This window comes from Sphingomonas sp. IC081 (assembly GCF_006874585.1).
Lineage (GTDB): Bacteria > Pseudomonadota > Alphaproteobacteria > Sphingomonadales > Sphingomonadaceae > Novosphingobium.
Genome location: NZ_CP029761.1, coordinates 110,908 through 125,000 on the forward strand (window position 1 = coordinate 110,908; position 14,093 = coordinate 125,000).

A 14,093-nucleotide genomic window follows, 5' to 3' on the forward strand; every position below is an offset into this window, starting at 1 on the left:
ACCGAAAGGCGCCGGAACGGCCTCATGATACTCACGGGAGTTCTCCTGGCCGTTCTCGGCCTCGGCCTCGTCGGCTGGTTTGCCGCACGGGGCCGGGCCCGGCTGCTCCACACGGGGCGCGGCTCGCTTCACTCGATGCCGGGCTACCATGGCTGGCATGTGGTGCTGTGGATCGTGATCCCGGCACTGCTCGCCTGGGGCGCATGGTCCGCGATCATGCCTGGCCTCGTCGATGGCGCGGTCATGGCCGATCCGGCCGCCGCGCAGCTTCCGGCCGACGAGATGAGCCGCGCAGCGGTGCTCTCGGAAGCCAAGGCCATCGCCCAGAACCCGGACCAGGCTGCGTTCAATCCCCTGGCGCAGACCCTGGCCGAGCCGGTGCGCGCCGCGCATGAGCGCTTCGGTCTGATCGGCGCGCTGCTGGTGGTGATCGTGGCGCTGGCCGGCGGCGGCTGGGCCTTCACCAAGGTGCGCGCCAACTATCCGGCCCGCACCCGCGTCGAACGGGCGGTGATGGGGGTGCTGCTGCTGGCCTCGCTGATGGCGATCCTGACCACCTTCGGCATCGTTGCCTCGCTGGTGTTCGAGGCGGGCATGTTCTTCAAGGACGTCTCGCCGATCGACTTCCTGCTCGGCACTCACTGGTCACCGGGCTCGGCGCGCGGTGACAACCTCGGCGAGAGCTTCGGCGCGGTGCCGCTGTTCTGGGGCACGATCTACATCGGTGCGATCATCGCCATGGTCGTGGCGATCCCGCTCGGCCTGATGAGCGCGGTCTACCTGACGCAGTACGCCACGCCGACGATCCGCAAGTGGCTGAAGCCGGTGCTGGAAATCCTCGCAGGGATTCCCACCGTGGTCTACGGCTACTTCGCCGCGCTGACCGTGGCGCCGATCTTCCGCGATTTTGCCGCCTCGCTCGGCATGGCCAATCCCTCCACCGAAAGCGCGCTTGCGGCCGGTGTGGTGATGGGCGTGATGATCATTCCCTTCGTCTCGTCGATGGCCGACGACGCGCTGGCCGCCGTGCCCCGTGCGATGAGCGACGGTTCGCTGGCGCTGGGCGCCACCAAGTCGGAGACGATCAAGAAAGTGCTGCTGCCCGCCGCGCTGCCCGGCATCGTCGCGGGCGTGATGCTGGCGATCAGCCGCGCCATCGGCGAGACCATGATCGTGGTCATGGCCGCGGGCGCTGCCGCCAACCTTTCGGCGAACCCCTTCGCCTCGATGACCACGGTCACCTACCAGATCGTCCAGATGCTGACCGGCGACCAGGAGTTCAACAGCCCCAAAACGCTCTCCGCCTTTGCGCTGGGCCTGGTGCTGTTCATCGTCACCCTCGTTCTCAACATCATCGCGCTCCGTGTGGTGAAGCGTTTCCGGGAAGCTTATGAGTAACGCACGTCTCAGTGGCGCCGCCCAGGGCAATGCGCGCTGGCAAACGCCGGAAGCCGCGCGGCGCATCGCGCGCCGCAACGCCGCCGAGCGCCGCTTCAAGCTGATCGGGCTCGGCGCGATCGTCCTCAGCCTCGCCTTCCTGGCGCTGCTGCTGGTGATCATGCTCAAGAACGGTCTTTCGGGGCTCGACTGGTCGTTCCTGACCGGCTCGGACTCGACCGATCCCGACGTCGCCGGCGTCTGGGGGGCGACCAAGGGCTCGCTGCTGACGATGCTCGTCACACTGCTGCTCTCGTTCCCGATGGGCGTGCTGGCGGCGATCTACCTGGAGGAGTTCGCTCCCAAGGCGCGCTGGATCGAATGGGTCGAAGTCTCGATCAACAACCTGGCCGCGGTGCCCTCGATCATCTTCGGCCTGCTGGGCCTTGCGGTGTTCATCAACACGCTGGGCATGCCGCGTTCGTCGCCGCTGGTCGGCGGTCTGACGCTGGCGCTGATGACGATGCCGGTCATCGTCATCTCCGGCCGCAATGCGATCAAGGCGGTGCCGCCCTCGATCCGCGACGCGGCGCTGGCGATCGGCGCCAGCAAGATGCAGACGGTGTTCCACCACGTCCTGCCGCTCGCGCTGCCGGGCATCCTCACCGGCACCATCATCGGCATGGCCCGCGCGCTGGGTGAAACCGCGCCGCTGCTGATGATCGGCATGCGTGCCTTTGTCGTCACCCCGCCGGGCGGGATCACCGATCCTTCCAGCGTGCTGCCGATGCAGATCTTCCTGTGGTCCGACGAAATCGACAGCGGTTTCGTGCAGAACACGTCGGCCGCCATCATTGTCCTGCTGGTCTTCCTGCTGGCGATGAACGGCCTCGCCATCTACCTTCGCAACAAATTCGAGGTCCGCTGGTAAGGACATGAAAGTCGAGACAATGCAGCAGACCAAGCTCACCGCCCGCAACGTCGACGTCTACTACGGCGCGAAGAAGGCCATCAACAACGTGTCGATCGACATCGACAACGGGGTCGTGACGGCTTTCATCGGTCCGTCGGGCTGCGGCAAGTCGACTTTCCTGCGGTCGCTCAACCGCATGAACGACACGATTGCCGACGCCCGCGTCACCGGCGAGATCCTGCTCGACGGCGAGAACATCTACGCGCCCGACATGGACCCGGTGGCCCTGCGCGCCCGCGTCGGCATGGTGTTCCAGAAGCCGAACCCGTTCCCCAAGTCGATCTACGAGAACATCGCCTATGGTCCGCGTATCCACGGCCTGGCGCCGTCGAAGGCGGACATGGACGGGATCATCGAGAGCGCGCTGACCAAGGCGGGCCTGTGGGATGAAGTGAAGGACCGCCTGAACGAGCCCGGCACCGCGCTGTCGGGCGGCCAGCAACAGCGCCTGTGCATCGCCCGCGCCATTGCCGTCAGCCCCGAGGTCATCCTGATGGACGAGCCGTGCTCCGCGCTCGACCCGATCGCCACCGCGCGCATCGAGGAACTGATCGACGAGCTGAAGGACACCTACGCCATCGTCATCGTCACCCACTCGATGCAGCAGGCCGCGCGCGTGTCGCAGCGCACGGCATTCTTCCACCTCGGCAATCTCGTGGAATATGGCGATACCAGCCAGATCTTCACGACCCCGCGCGAGGAGAAGACCAAGGACTACATCACCGGTCGCTACGGCTGACGGCGAAGACAGGGAAAACAGGACAAGAGCCATGGTTGATCACACCGTAAAGGCCTTCGACAGCGAGATCGGCCAGCTTCGCGGCCTCGTCGCCGAGATGGGCGGCCTCGCCGAAGTCGCGATCCGCGACGCCATCATCGCGCTGACCCAGCATGACGAGGATCTCGCCGCACAGGTCGTTGCCGCCGACGCCCGCCTCGATGCGCTGGAAGCCGAAGTGGACCGTCTGGCGGTTCGCACCATCGCGCTGCGTGCGCCGATGGCCGACGACCTGCGCGACGTCATCGCCGCGCTCAAGATCTCCGGCGTGATCGAGCGTATCGGCGACTATGCCAAGAACATCGCCAAGCGTGTCAACGCGATGGAGAACCGGGGCAAGATCGAGCCGCTCGAACTCGTGCCGATGATGGCCGAGATCGCCGAGGGCATGGTCCGCGACGTGCTCAACGCCTATGGTTCGCGCGATGCCGCGCTGGCGCAGGAAGTGATCCGCCGCGACGAGAAGCTGGACCAGTTCTACAACACGCTGTTCCGTTCGTTGCTGACCCACATGATGGAGAACCCGGCAACGATCACCAGCGCCGCGCAGTTGCTCTTCATCGCCCGCAACCTCGAACGCATCGGCGATCATGCCACCAACGTGGCCGAGATGGTCTACTACGCCGCCACCGGCGACTATCACGCCGAGCGTGACAGCATGACCAACGACACGAGGAACCTGCCGTGAATCCGTCGGTCCTGGTCGTCGAGGACGACCGTGCGCTCTGTGAACTGCTGACCTGGAACCTCAGCGCCGAAGGCTATCAGGTGCGCAGCACCGGCGACGGCGAAGAGGCGCTGCTGATGGTGCAGGAACAGGTGCCGGATGCCATCATCCTCGACTGGATGATCGAGCATGTGCCCGGCATCGAGGTCTGCCGCCAGCTGCGCAAGGACAAGGAAACCGCGCAGATCCCGATTCTCATGCTCACGGCCCGCGGCGAGGAGGAGGACATGATCCGCGGCTTCAAGACCGGTGCGGACGACTATGTCACCAAGCCGTTCAGCCCGCGTGAACTGATGGTCCGGGTCGAGGCGCTGCTGCGCCGGGCGCGTCCGTCGCTGGCCGGCAATGTTCTCCAGTGGGGCGACATCGAACTGGATGTCACCAGCCACCGCGTGCGCCGCGGCGGCGAGGCGCTGCATCTCGGCCCCACCGAGTTTCGCCTGCTGCGCTATTTCATGGAGCGTCCGAACCGCGTCGTCTCGCGCCAGCAGATCCTCGACGGGGTCTGGGGCATGGATTCGGACATCGACGAGCGCACCGTCGACGTCCATATCCGCCGTCTGCGCAAGGCGATCAACCGCGACGGCGATGTCGACCCGATCCGCACCGTCCGTGCGGCCGGTTACGCGATGGACGTGACCTGATTTTCGGCCGACGTGCGCTCCGCCTGCAGGCTTTTCCTGCGACCGCATTGAACTGGCGGTCGCAGGAGGCACATTCGCTGGTGCTGAAATGACATTTTACGCATGATGTGTGTTGAATGGGCCGCCAGGACGGGGCGGCCTTGAAATTTGCGTTTCATTCCTCTATATCGGCAAAGCTACGTCGCTTAATGGCGAGATGATTTTCAGCATCGGTGCTTTTGAACCTGCGTGTTCCTGACCCGGCTGCAAGCTCGATATCCTCTTCAGCTTCCTGGCAATCGTTTCCGGACACGCGTTCGTGTGTCCGGTGTCTGGCAATGCATTTGAGGGTTGAGCGCCGTGGCGAAAGAAGAACTGCTGACGATGGAAGGCTTCATTGAGGAAGTGCTTCCGGACGGACGGTTTGCCGTCCTGCTCGATAACGAGCATCGCATCATTGCCTATACGGCAGGAAAGATGCGCAAGTTCCGGATCCGCACGGTCGCGGGCGACCGCGTCCACGTCGAAATGACGCCGTATGACCTCAGCAAGGGGCGGATCGTCTTCCGCGAACGCTCCCCGGGGCAGGCGGCGCCAAGCAAGCAGCGCAGCAATTTCAGAAGATAGAAAGATGCGGCCAGGAGCCGCGATAACAGGACTACATGATCAAGAATATTACGGGCGCGTTTGAACGCCCCTTCCACAAGAACGACAACCGCCAGCAGCCGCATTCGAGCCGGCAGGGGATCGGCGCCGCCAATGGTTTGCTGCCCCTGCGCGAGCTTCGGCTTCTGGTTGCCGGCATGGTTGACTGACCTCGTTCCGGGCCCTTGCGGGTCCGGTCTATGGCAGGAACTTGCATCGTTGCAGCGCCCGGAGACAGGTCCCTGTCTCCGGGCGCTGTGCGTTTGAGCGGGTCAGGCTACTTGCCGAGCTTCAGGTCCTTGAGGGCGGCGAAGGCGCCGTTGTCCTCGGGTGTGCCGATCCCGGCGGCCAGCCTGGCGGCGTCGGCATTGGGTCCGGTGAGGAACGGGTCGATGGCGAGCGCGAGGCTCTGCGCCACGGCTTCGCCGATGTCGATGTGAGTACCGGTGTACTCGATTTCGTCGAGGTCGTCGGCGGTCAGTTCGACTTCCTCGTCGGGGGTGTGGTCGTCGGTTTCGGGCACGAAGCGGAAGAACACCGGCTCCTCCACGCTGACCGGCAGGTCCTCCGCCGAAATCGCGCAGGACTGGATGAAGGCGGCCTTCAGCGTGCCGCGTGCCTCGACCTGGCGGTCGCTGCGGGTGAGGGCGAGATCGGCCGAGAGGCTGTCGATCCGGACAAGGCCGAAGCGCGTGGCCAGTGCGGCGCGTTCAGAAGCATTGGCCTCGAAGTGGCCCGGCTTGCTCTCGACCTGCCGGATGTCGAGGCGGCGCGAGAACTCGGGGGCCGCATCGGGGGCGGAATCGGGAGAGGGGGGCAGTTCGCTCATCGGTCTATCCTTGCGGCCAGAAGGGCCTCGTTCGAAGTGGTTTCGAGGGCGGCGGCGAGTGCCTTGACCGGCGTGACCAGCATGGCTGCCTCGGCGCCTTCCCTCAGTGTCATGTTGCGTTCCAGCGCGGCGGCCAGTGGGGCGTCGACCTGCGCGGCCTCGATCTGCGCAAATGCGTCCCTGAGCGCGCCGATGCGGCCGCCGAGCGCGCTTACCAGCTTGCCCATGTGCTTGCCGACGACAAGGTCGCCGATGCCGGACTGGCGCAACTGGCCGTCCATGTCGGTGACGAACAGCTCGGTCAGCCGCGCGGCGGGGTCGATCAGGTCCTTGCTACGTTCCATGCGCAGCACCACCAGGGCCATTACCAGCGTGATCGTGTCGAATCGCCCGGCGACGGTATCGGCTATGCCGTGTTCGGCATACCACGGTTTCTCGCGGGCGATCTCGACCACGCGGTGCCATAGTGGGCGCACGGCCTCGCGGCGGGCCTGGGTGCTGTCCGGGTTTCTGCCGATCAGGCGGCTGAGCAGGTTCACGTGGTTTCGGGCCTTTCCTCTCGCCGCGCGCCGACGGTACTCTTGGCGGAACGTGTGGCGGGGCTTCTTGTTCAGGGGCAATTCAAGCAACCTGCCCCAACGCCCATTGCGCGACAAGCCGCTGGGCCCTAAGGCTCGGTACCGTTGTTTCGGGTCGATATATGGCTCTCGCGCCGGCAGGCAATGCCCGGAGCGGACCAGCCCCGTGAATTGGAGTGGGAAAATGCGCGGTTCTGGTCACGGCTCTGGTCTCAGGGTGAAGACCGCTGGCGTCGTTCTGGCGCTGGCTGCACTGACGGGGGGCTGCACCTCGATCCGCGATCATCGCGGTTACCTGGTCGACCAGACGCTGGTCGATTCGGTCTCGCCCGGTGTCGACAATCGCCAGTCGGTGGAAAAGACCCTCGGCCGTCCGACTTTCGTCAGCCAGTTTGGCGAGAAGGACTACTACTACGTGTCGCAGACCGTGAAGACGCCGCCGTTCGGCCGTCCGCGCACCGCGGAACAGACGATCCTGCGCGTGCGCTTCGATCCGGCGGGCAATGTCGTTGCGGTGGACAAGAAGGGCATCGACGATGTCGCGCGCATCCGCCCCGAGGGCGATACGACGCCGACGCTGGGCCGTCATCGCGGTCTGCTCGAGGATCTGTTCGGCAACATCGGCCAGGTCGGCGCTGCCGGCATGGGGACCGGCACGCAGCCGACCGGCCCCGGTCCGAACGGCAGCTGATCCAGGCGATCACGCTTTCGAAATGCCCGCGCAAGCCTCCTGGTCTGCGCGGGCATTTTCGTTTCGTGCAATCACTTCGCGGCGGCCAGCGCTTGAACCCGCCGTCTGCCGCCATATATCCGCAGCATGGACAATAGCGGGGCGAGCCACGGCCTGATCCAGTGGCACGGAACCACCATCATCGGTGTTAAGAAGGGCGGCAAGACCGTCATCGCCGGCGACGGCCAGGTTTCCATGGGCAATACCGTCATGAAGCCCAACGCGCGCAAGGTGCGCCGGATCGGTGACGGCAAGGTGATCGCGGGCTTCGCCGGCGCCACCGCCGATGCCTTCACCTTGTTCGAACGCCTCGAGCGCAAGCTGGAGCAGCACCGCGGCCAGCTGATGCGCGCAGCGGTCGAACTCGCCAAGGACTGGCGGACCGACAAGTACCTGCGCAATCTGGAAGCGCTGATGATCGTCGCCGATGCCGAGACGCTGCTGGTGCTCACCGGCAATGGCGACGTGCTGGAACCCGAAGGCGGCATCACCGCGATCGGTTCGGGCGGCAACTATGCGCTGGCCGCCGGCCGCGCGCTTGACGAGTACGAGGAGGATGCCGAGCGGATCGCCCGGCGCGCCATGGCCGTCGCCGCCGACATCTGCGTCTTCACCAACGACCGCGTTACGGTCGAGACCATCTGAATTTGCAGGACATCATGAAAGACACCCTGACCCCCAAGGCCATCGTCCGCGCGCTCGACGAGCATATCATCGGGCAGACCGAAGCCAAGAAGGCCGTCGCCGTTGCCCTGCGCAACCGCTGGCGCCGCCAGAAGCTGCCCTTCGACTTGCGCGATGAGGTGACGCCGAAGAACATCCTGATGATCGGGCCCACGGGCTGCGGCAAGACCGAGATCAGCCGCCGCCTCGCCAAGCTGGCCGATGCGCCTTTCGTGAAGGTGGAAGCCACCAAGTTCACCGAAGTCGGCTACGTCGGCCGCGACGTCGAACAGATCGCGCGCGACCTGGTGGAAGAGGCGATCCGTCTCGAAAAGGACCGTCGCCGCGAATCGGTGCGCGAGGCAGCCAGCAAGGCGGCGATGGAGCGCCTGCTCAACGCGCTGGTCGGCGACGGGGCTTCGGAGGCAACCCGCGCCTCGTTCCACCAGCGCATCACCGAAAATGCCATGAACGAGACCGAAGTCGAGATCGAGGTCGAGGATACCCCCTCGGCGCCGATGGAGATCCCCGGCATGGGCGGTTCGGTCGGCATGATCAACCTCTCGGACATCATGGGCAAGTTCGGCGGACCGAAGCTGACGCGCCGCAAGATGAAAGTGCCCGACGCCTGGGACAAGCTGGTCGACGAGGAGTCGGAAAAGCGCATGGATCAGGACGACGTCGCCCGCACCGCGCTGGCCAATGCCGAAACCAACGGCATCGTCTTCCTGGACGAGATCGACAAGATCGCGGTTTCGGACGTGCGTGGCGGTTCGGTCAGCCGCGAAGGCGTGCAGCGGGACCTGCTGCCGCTGATCGAGGGTACCACGGTTGCCACCAAGTACGGCCCGATGAAGACCGACCATGTGCTCTTCATCGCCAGCGGCGCGTTCCACGTGGCCAAGCCTTCGGACATGCTGCCCGAACTGCAGGGCCGCCTGCCGATCCGCGTGGAACTCAAGGCGCTGACCGAGGAAGACTTCGTGCGCATCCTCTCCGAGACGCGCGCCAATCTGGTGGCGCAGTACAAGGCGCTGCTGGCGACCGAGGAAGTCACGGTGGACGTCACCGCCGAGGCCGTGACCGAGATCGCCAAGATCGCCGCGCAAGTGAACGAAAGCGTCGAGAACATCGGCGCCCGCCGCTTGCAGACGGTGATGGAAAAGTTGCTGGAGGAACTCAGCTTCGAAGCCGAGGACCGCAAGGGCGAGACGGTGACGATCGATCAGTCCTATGTCAGCGAAAAGCTGGCGGGGCTGGCGGGCAACGCCGACCTGTCGAAGTACATTCTCTGATTTCCAGCCCTCGGGCAGGATTGAAAAGGGGCGCGGGACTTCGGTCTCGCGCTCCTTTTTGTTCCTTGAATGTTCTTTTTATTCGGCTAGATTCGGGCGGCCAGATTCGGGGGCGACAAGGAGAATCGTCATGAAGCTAGAAGGTGGTTGCCAGTGCGGCGACGTGCGTTACCGCGTCGAGGGTGAGCCGCTCCACGCCGCGTTCTGCCATTGCACGGATTGCCGCAAGTCGGCGGGGGCACCGGTGGTGGCCTGGGGCGCATTCAACCATGCCGAGTTCGAAGTGATTCAGGGCGATGCGGCGGTGTTCAATTCCAGCGGCACGGCCATGCGCCACTTCTGCCCGCGCTGCGGGACCGGGCTGTGGTACACCAATGCCGAATATCTGCCTGGCATCGTCGATATCCAGATCGCCACGCTCGATGACCCCGAGGCGCTGCCACCCGGTGCGCACATCCAGGTGGCCGAGCGGGTCTCGTGGATGAAGGACACGACCCAGGTTCCGGAATTCGAGCGCTATCCGGGTGGGTGATCTTGATCTCGTCCGCGATGGGGCCTGCCTGCATCGGGGTCTGGCGACAGCACTGCTGAACGATCTTGCGGCAGTCCTCGCGAAATGGCCGGACGGCCATGCGGGTGTGCGTATTTCCGGCGATGGCGATCTGGCGCGCCTGCTGGATACGGACGGCCCCATTGGCGCGATGGCGGCCAAGGTGCGGGGCTGCGATGTGCGCCCGGTTCGCGCGGTGCTGTTCGACAAGAACGAGCGAACCGACTGGGCGCTTGGCTGGCATCAGGACCGTACGATTGCCGTGCGTGAACAGGCCGAGGTTACCGGTTTCGGCCCTTGGTCGGTCAAGCAGGGCATTCGCCATGTCGAACCGCCCTTTTCGGTGATCGAGGGCATGGTGACGGTGCGCATCCATCTCGATCCGGTGGACGAGAACAATGCGCCCTTGCTGGTGGCGCTGGGCTCGCACCTGCTGGGGCGCATTCCCGTAAGCGAAGTGGATGCGGTGGTGGCTGGCTTGCCGGTCCGCACCTGTCTTGCCGAGATCGGCGATGTCTGGTTCTACCGCACGCCGATCCTCCACGCCTCGAATGCGGTCGTGGTCAAAGCGGGGGCCGGGCACCGCAGACGGCGCGTGCTTCAGGTCGATTATGCCGCCGGGGGCTTGCCAGCCCCGCTGGAGTGGCTAGGCATCTGAACCTTCGAAAACCGAGAGAGATGCCGATGTACCAGACCCCCGAAGACCGCCCGATCTACCGCCTGCTCACCGGAGCGGACGACCGCGCCTTCTGCGAGCGCGTGTCCGAGGCGCTGGCGCAGGGCTGGCGGCTCTACGGCTCGCCCTCGCTGTCGTGGGATACGGCGGAAAACTGCATGAAGGCGGCGCAGGCCGTGGTCTGGCACGAGGCCGATGTCGTGAAGTGACGGCCTATTCCGCCGCCTCGATCATGGCTTCGGCCTCGGCGGCCTGACGGGCCCACATTTCGGCATAGAGGCCGTCGATCCGCAGCAGTTCGCCATGCGTGCCGCTTTCGGCAAGACGGCCCTCGTTCAGCACCAGAATCCGGTCGGCGTCGGCAATCGTCGAGAGGCGGTGGGCGATCGAAAGGCTGGTGCGGTTTTCCGACACGCGGTGGAGCGTCGCCAGAATGTCCTGCTCGGTGCGGGTGTCGAGCGCGGAAGTCGCCTCGTCCAGCAGCAGGATCGGCGGGTTCTTCACCAGCGTGCGGGCAATCGCCACGCGCTGCTTCTCGCCGCCCGAAAGCTTCAGGCCGCGCTCGCCCACTTCGGTATCGTAGCCTTGCGGCAGCCGGTCGATCAGCCCCAGCAGTGCAGCACCGCGCGCGGCGGCTTCCACTTCGTCTTGCCCCGCGTCCTGACGGCCATAGGCGATGTTGTAGCCGATGGTGTCGTTGAACAGCACCGAATCCTGCGGCACGATGCCGATGGCGGCGCGCAAGGACGCCTGCGTCACTTCGGCGATGTCCTGCCCGTCGATCAGGATGCGGCCCTGCTGGGGATCGTAGAATCGGAACAGCAGCCGCGCGATCGTGGACTTGCCCGCGCCCGAAGGCCCGACGATGGCGAAGTTCTGCCCGGCGGGCACTTCGAACGAGAGGCCCTTCAGAATGCCGCGATCCGGCTCGTAGCCGAACACCACGTTGTCGAACACGACCGAGGGCTGTCGGATCACCAGCGCCGGGGCGCCGGGCTTGTCCGAGACTTCCTGTGGTTCGTCGAGCAGGCGGAACATCTCCGCCATGTCGATCAGGCCCTGCCGGATGGTGCGATAGACCATGCCCAGCATGTCGAGCGGGCGGAACAGCTGGGTCAGGTAGGTCTGCACGAAGACCAGCTGGCCTGCCGTATACTGCCCCTTGTACCATCCCCACACGGTGTAACCCAGCGCGCCTGCCATCAGCAGGTTCACCACTACGCCCTGTGCGATGTTGAGCAGGCCGAGCGAGTTCTCGCTCTTCACCGCCGCATCGGCATAGGCGCGGGTCGCCTGGGCATAACGCGCCTTCTCGCGGTGCTCGGCGGAGAAGTACTTCACCGTCTCGTAGTTGAGCAGCGAATCCACCGCGCGGGCAAGCGCCTGCCCGTCGAGCCGGTTCATCTGCTCGCGCAGCTTGGTGCGCCATTCGGTGATCGTGCGGGTCACCCAGATATAGGCAGCGATGGCCAGGGCGGTAGCGCCGACGAGGCCGGGGCCGAAGTTGACGTAGAAGATCACCGCCACGACCAGCAATTGCAGCACGGTCGGCGCGATGTTGAACAGCATGAAGTAAAGCATCGTGTCGATGCTCTTGGTGCCGCGCTCGATCGTCTTGGTCACTTCGCCGGTGCGGCGGGCGAGGTGGAAGCGCAGCGAGAGGTTGTGGAGCTGGCCGAAGACGCTTTCCGCCAGTTCGCGGGTCGCGTCCTGGCCGACGCGCTCGAACACGATATTGCGTATGTTGTCGAATGCGGTCTGGATAAGTCGCCCGGCCGCGTAGCCAAGCACCGTGAGCATCGCCAGTTGCACCAGCCTGGGACCCGTCGCCCCCATGAGGTCTACCGCCCACTTCATCATGTAGGGCAGGGCAAGCTGGGTTGCGGTGGATAGCAGGATGAACAGGCAGGCCCACACGATCCGCCAGCGCAGCGCCGGATTCTCGCGCGGCCACAGGTAGGGCATGAAGCGCAGCAGCGTGCGCCAGCCATCGTGGCGGGCAGCGGGAGAGTTTACGGCAGTGTCTGGCGGCATCCGCGCTATTTAGGGTGCGCGTCGCTGGAGGCAATCCTCTTGACGAGATCGTTCGGATCGCCGCGCCGTTTCTCGCCCGCGTCCTCGACCGTCACAGGCAGGTCGAACAGCACCTTGTGGGTCGAGAAATCGATCGCGATCCGCTTGAAGACCTTGAGTTCGCGCATGCCGAGGAACAGGGCCGGGCGCCTGTGCAGGCCCAGTTCGTGAAAGGCAGGGGAATCTGCAAAGGCGATGGCGACATTGGTGAGGATCAGCTTCTCCACTTGCAGCTTGTGGGCGATCACCAGTTCGGCCGGAATGTCGTCGCCGGTCACGCCCGCCAGATGCACCAGTCCGGCCACCTGCTTGCGCATGGCCTGTTGCAGCGCCAGATTGCCCACCGCGCTGCTTGCCCCGGTATCGATCACTACGTCGACATGGATGCCGTCGACTTTGGCATCGGCCATGATGAGGCGGCCGAGCCGCTTGCGGGCATGGACAACGATCTCGTAGCCGCCCGCCCGCGCGGAGGGCCTGGTCGGCGCGATGGCGATCGTCTCGTTCTCGAAATCGAGGGTGACGCGCTGGCCTTGCAGACTGTCGGTGCCGATGATGCCGTCCGCGCCGATGTGCCGGGCTTCGAGCAGGGGCACGGTCAGGTCGTTGAACGCGCGTTCGCCGATGGCGATGCTGTCGACCCGAGCGGTCGCGACATCGCTGGCGCCGGCCATGCCCAGCACCGTGACCTTGGGACCAAGCGCGAGGCCAAGCATGCCGGCCAGGTCGTTCGAGACGACGGTTTGCTGCGATCCGGTATCGATCAGGAAGTGATAGGGGCCTTTGCCCTGAACCGCCACGCTCACGGTCATGCGCTCGTCGCGATCGGTAGCGGTCTTGAGCGTCTGCTCGCGCTCGCCGGTGGTCTGGCCGGTCTCGCCAGCCGGTGTCGCAGGTAAGGGCGCTGCGCCCGCAGCCGCTGTGTCAGCGAGCAGGAGCGTCAGCGCAAGCGCGCCGCCAATCATGTCATCCTCCCCGCGAAGCTTGAGCTTCGTCGGATATTGTCAGGTCAGGAGAGTATCACGAGTCGGCGGATTTCGCCACGTTTTGCCAGCGTCGCAGGGCAGGAATGCGGGACAGCAGCGGCACGGCAAGATGTCTTGCCATTCCAGCAAGATCGCTGCGGGCGGGGTGGCGCAGGACGGTGATCGCCAGCACCCATGCCAGGCCGCCTAGCGCCGCACTGGCGACGAGGCCGTCAAGGCCAAGGGTGTCCGGTCGCCGCCAGAACGTGACGGCCCAGAATGCCGGCAACGCGCTTGCCAGCGCCACGCCGGCGCTGGAGGCATAAGTGCGCAGCAGCGCCGGCCAGCGGAAACCGACAAGTCGGTGCAGCCATCCGGCATAGATGCAGATCCAGCCCAGCCCATAAACGATGCGCGAGGCTGCGGCTGCATCCACGCCGATGGCGGCGCCGGCGATCAGGGTGCCGACCGAAAGCGCGGTGTCGGCCAGGTTGAACCAGAACAGCCGGCGCAAGTGGCCCAGCAGGATCGGCAGGTCCATGTGCAGCGGCAGCGCGACGAAACAGCATTCAGCAATCGCGACATAGGCCAGCAGCGGCGCCGCGCCCGCC

At 65.4% G+C, this 14,093-nt stretch carries 18 protein-coding genes (1 of these 18 running past the window's edge); 13 read left to right on the forward strand and 5 right to left on the reverse strand.

Going from position 1 to position 14,093, the window contains the following annotated elements:
* Positions 1-24 precede the first annotated feature (24 nt).
* The 7 genes from pstC to DM450_RS25655 all read left to right on the forward strand — a co-directional run bounded on the left by pstC (position 25) and on the right by DM450_RS25655 (position 5,293).
* Positions 25-1,398: a phosphate ABC transporter permease subunit PstC gene (gene pstC, locus DM450_RS00575; protein ID WP_142632144.1), complete on the forward strand. Its 1,374-nt coding sequence runs from the start codon at positions 25-27 to the stop codon at positions 1,396-1,398.
* A complete protein-coding gene (gene pstA, locus DM450_RS00580) occupies positions 1,391-2,308 on the forward strand; it encodes a phosphate ABC transporter permease PstA (RefSeq protein ID WP_142632145.1) in 918 nt (305 codons plus the stop codon). The genes pstC and pstA overlap by 8 nt, the downstream gene beginning before the upstream one ends.
* A gap of 19 nt (positions 2,309-2,327) precedes the next feature.
* Positions 2,328-3,089: a phosphate ABC transporter ATP-binding protein PstB gene (pstB, locus tag DM450_RS00585; RefSeq protein ID WP_221889460.1), complete on the forward strand. Its 762-nt coding sequence runs from the start codon at positions 2,328-2,330 to the stop codon at positions 3,087-3,089.
* Positions 3,090-3,120: 31 nt separating this feature from the next.
* The gene (gene phoU / locus DM450_RS00590) at positions 3,121-3,816 is read left to right on the forward strand and encodes a phosphate signaling complex protein PhoU (RefSeq protein ID WP_142632147.1); all 696 of its coding nucleotides are present in this window, start codon (positions 3,121-3,123) and stop codon (positions 3,814-3,816) included.
* Positions 3,813-4,499 carry a phosphate regulon transcriptional regulator PhoB gene (phoB, locus tag DM450_RS00595; RefSeq protein WP_142632148.1) on the forward strand — a complete coding sequence of 229 codons (687 nt, stop codon included), beginning with the start codon at positions 3,813-3,815 and terminating at the stop codon, positions 4,497-4,499. Before phoU ends, phoB begins: the two co-directional genes overlap by 4 nt.
* Positions 4,500-4,838: 339 nt before the next feature.
* Positions 4,839-5,105: a translation initiation factor IF-1 gene (gene infA / locus DM450_RS00600; protein ID WP_142637328.1), complete on the forward strand. Its 267-nt coding sequence runs from the start codon at positions 4,839-4,841 to the stop codon at positions 5,103-5,105.
* 35 nt (positions 5,106-5,140) lie between these two features.
* Entirely contained in the window at positions 5,141-5,293 is a 153-nt protein-coding gene (locus DM450_RS25655; protein WP_185928660.1) for a hypothetical protein, read from the forward strand.
* A 107-nt stretch (positions 5,294-5,400) separates the two neighbouring features.
* Here the strand turns inward: DM450_RS25655 and DM450_RS00605 are convergent, their stop codons facing one another.
* Both DM450_RS00605 and DM450_RS00610 read right to left on the reverse strand, forming a co-directional pair.
* Positions 5,401-5,952, reverse strand: coding sequence for a YceD family protein (locus DM450_RS00605; protein WP_142632149.1), 552 nt, complete (start codon positions 5,950-5,952; stop codon positions 5,401-5,403).
* Positions 5,949-6,491 (reverse strand): ubiquinol-cytochrome C chaperone family protein, encoded by a 543-nt coding sequence (locus tag DM450_RS00610; RefSeq protein ID WP_142632150.1) that lies wholly within the window; start codon positions 6,489-6,491, stop codon positions 5,949-5,951. The genes DM450_RS00605 and DM450_RS00610 overlap by 4 nt, the downstream gene beginning before the upstream one ends.
* 223 nt (positions 6,492-6,714) lie before the next feature.
* Between DM450_RS00610 and DM450_RS00615 the strand changes: the two genes are divergently transcribed.
* The 6 genes from DM450_RS00615 to DM450_RS00640 all read left to right on the forward strand — a co-directional run bounded on the left by DM450_RS00615 (position 6,715) and on the right by DM450_RS00640 (position 10,653).
* Positions 6,715-7,221: an outer membrane protein assembly factor BamE gene (locus DM450_RS00615; protein WP_142632151.1), complete on the forward strand. Its 507-nt coding sequence runs from the start codon at positions 6,715-6,717 to the stop codon at positions 7,219-7,221.
* 126 nt (positions 7,222-7,347) lie between these two features.
* On the forward strand, positions 7,348-7,905 hold the full coding sequence (gene hslV, locus DM450_RS00620) for an ATP-dependent protease subunit HslV (protein ID WP_142632152.1): 558 nt from the start codon (positions 7,348-7,350) through the stop codon (positions 7,903-7,905).
* A gap of 14 nt (positions 7,906-7,919) precedes the next feature.
* Positions 7,920-9,218 carry an ATP-dependent protease ATPase subunit HslU gene (hslU, locus tag DM450_RS00625; protein WP_142632153.1) on the forward strand — a complete coding sequence of 433 codons (1,299 nt, stop codon included), beginning with the start codon at positions 7,920-7,922 and terminating at the stop codon, positions 9,216-9,218.
* 130 nt (positions 9,219-9,348) lie between these two features.
* Entirely contained in the window at positions 9,349-9,750 is a 402-nt protein-coding gene (locus DM450_RS00630; protein WP_142632154.1) for a GFA family protein, read from the forward strand.
* Positions 9,743-10,426: a phytanoyl-CoA dioxygenase gene (locus DM450_RS00635; RefSeq protein ID WP_260610027.1), complete on the forward strand. Its 684-nt coding sequence runs from the start codon at positions 9,743-9,745 to the stop codon at positions 10,424-10,426. Before DM450_RS00630 ends, DM450_RS00635 begins: the two co-directional genes overlap by 8 nt.
* Before the next feature lie 26 nt (positions 10,427-10,452).
* Positions 10,453-10,653: a DUF1737 domain-containing protein gene (locus tag DM450_RS00640; RefSeq protein WP_021235064.1), complete on the forward strand. Its 201-nt coding sequence runs from the start codon at positions 10,453-10,455 to the stop codon at positions 10,651-10,653.
* Between the two features lie 4 nt (positions 10,654-10,657).
* Here the strand turns inward: DM450_RS00640 and DM450_RS00645 are convergent, their stop codons facing one another.
* The 3 genes in view from DM450_RS00645 to DM450_RS00655 are tightly spaced (at most 55 nt apart) and all read right to left on the reverse strand, a layout consistent with a single transcriptional unit that may run on beyond the window.
* The gene (locus tag DM450_RS00645; RefSeq protein WP_142632155.1) at positions 10,658-12,478 is read right to left on the reverse strand and encodes an ABCB family ABC transporter ATP-binding protein/permease; all 1,821 of its coding nucleotides are present in this window, start codon (positions 12,476-12,478) and stop codon (positions 10,658-10,660) included.
* Between the two features lie 5 nt (positions 12,479-12,483).
* Complete coding sequence (locus DM450_RS00650; RefSeq protein ID WP_142632156.1) at positions 12,484-13,482, reverse strand: aspartyl protease family protein; 999 nt, start codon at positions 13,480-13,482, stop codon at positions 12,484-12,486.
* 55 nt (positions 13,483-13,537) lie between these two features.
* Positions 13,538-14,093, reverse strand: partial view of an oligosaccharide flippase family protein gene (locus DM450_RS00655; protein WP_142632157.1) — the end only. 1,004 nt of this gene lie beyond the right edge of the window; the window shows 556 of its 1,560 coding nt (coding positions 1,005-1,560); the start codon falls outside the window, past its right edge; it ends in the stop codon at positions 13,538-13,540.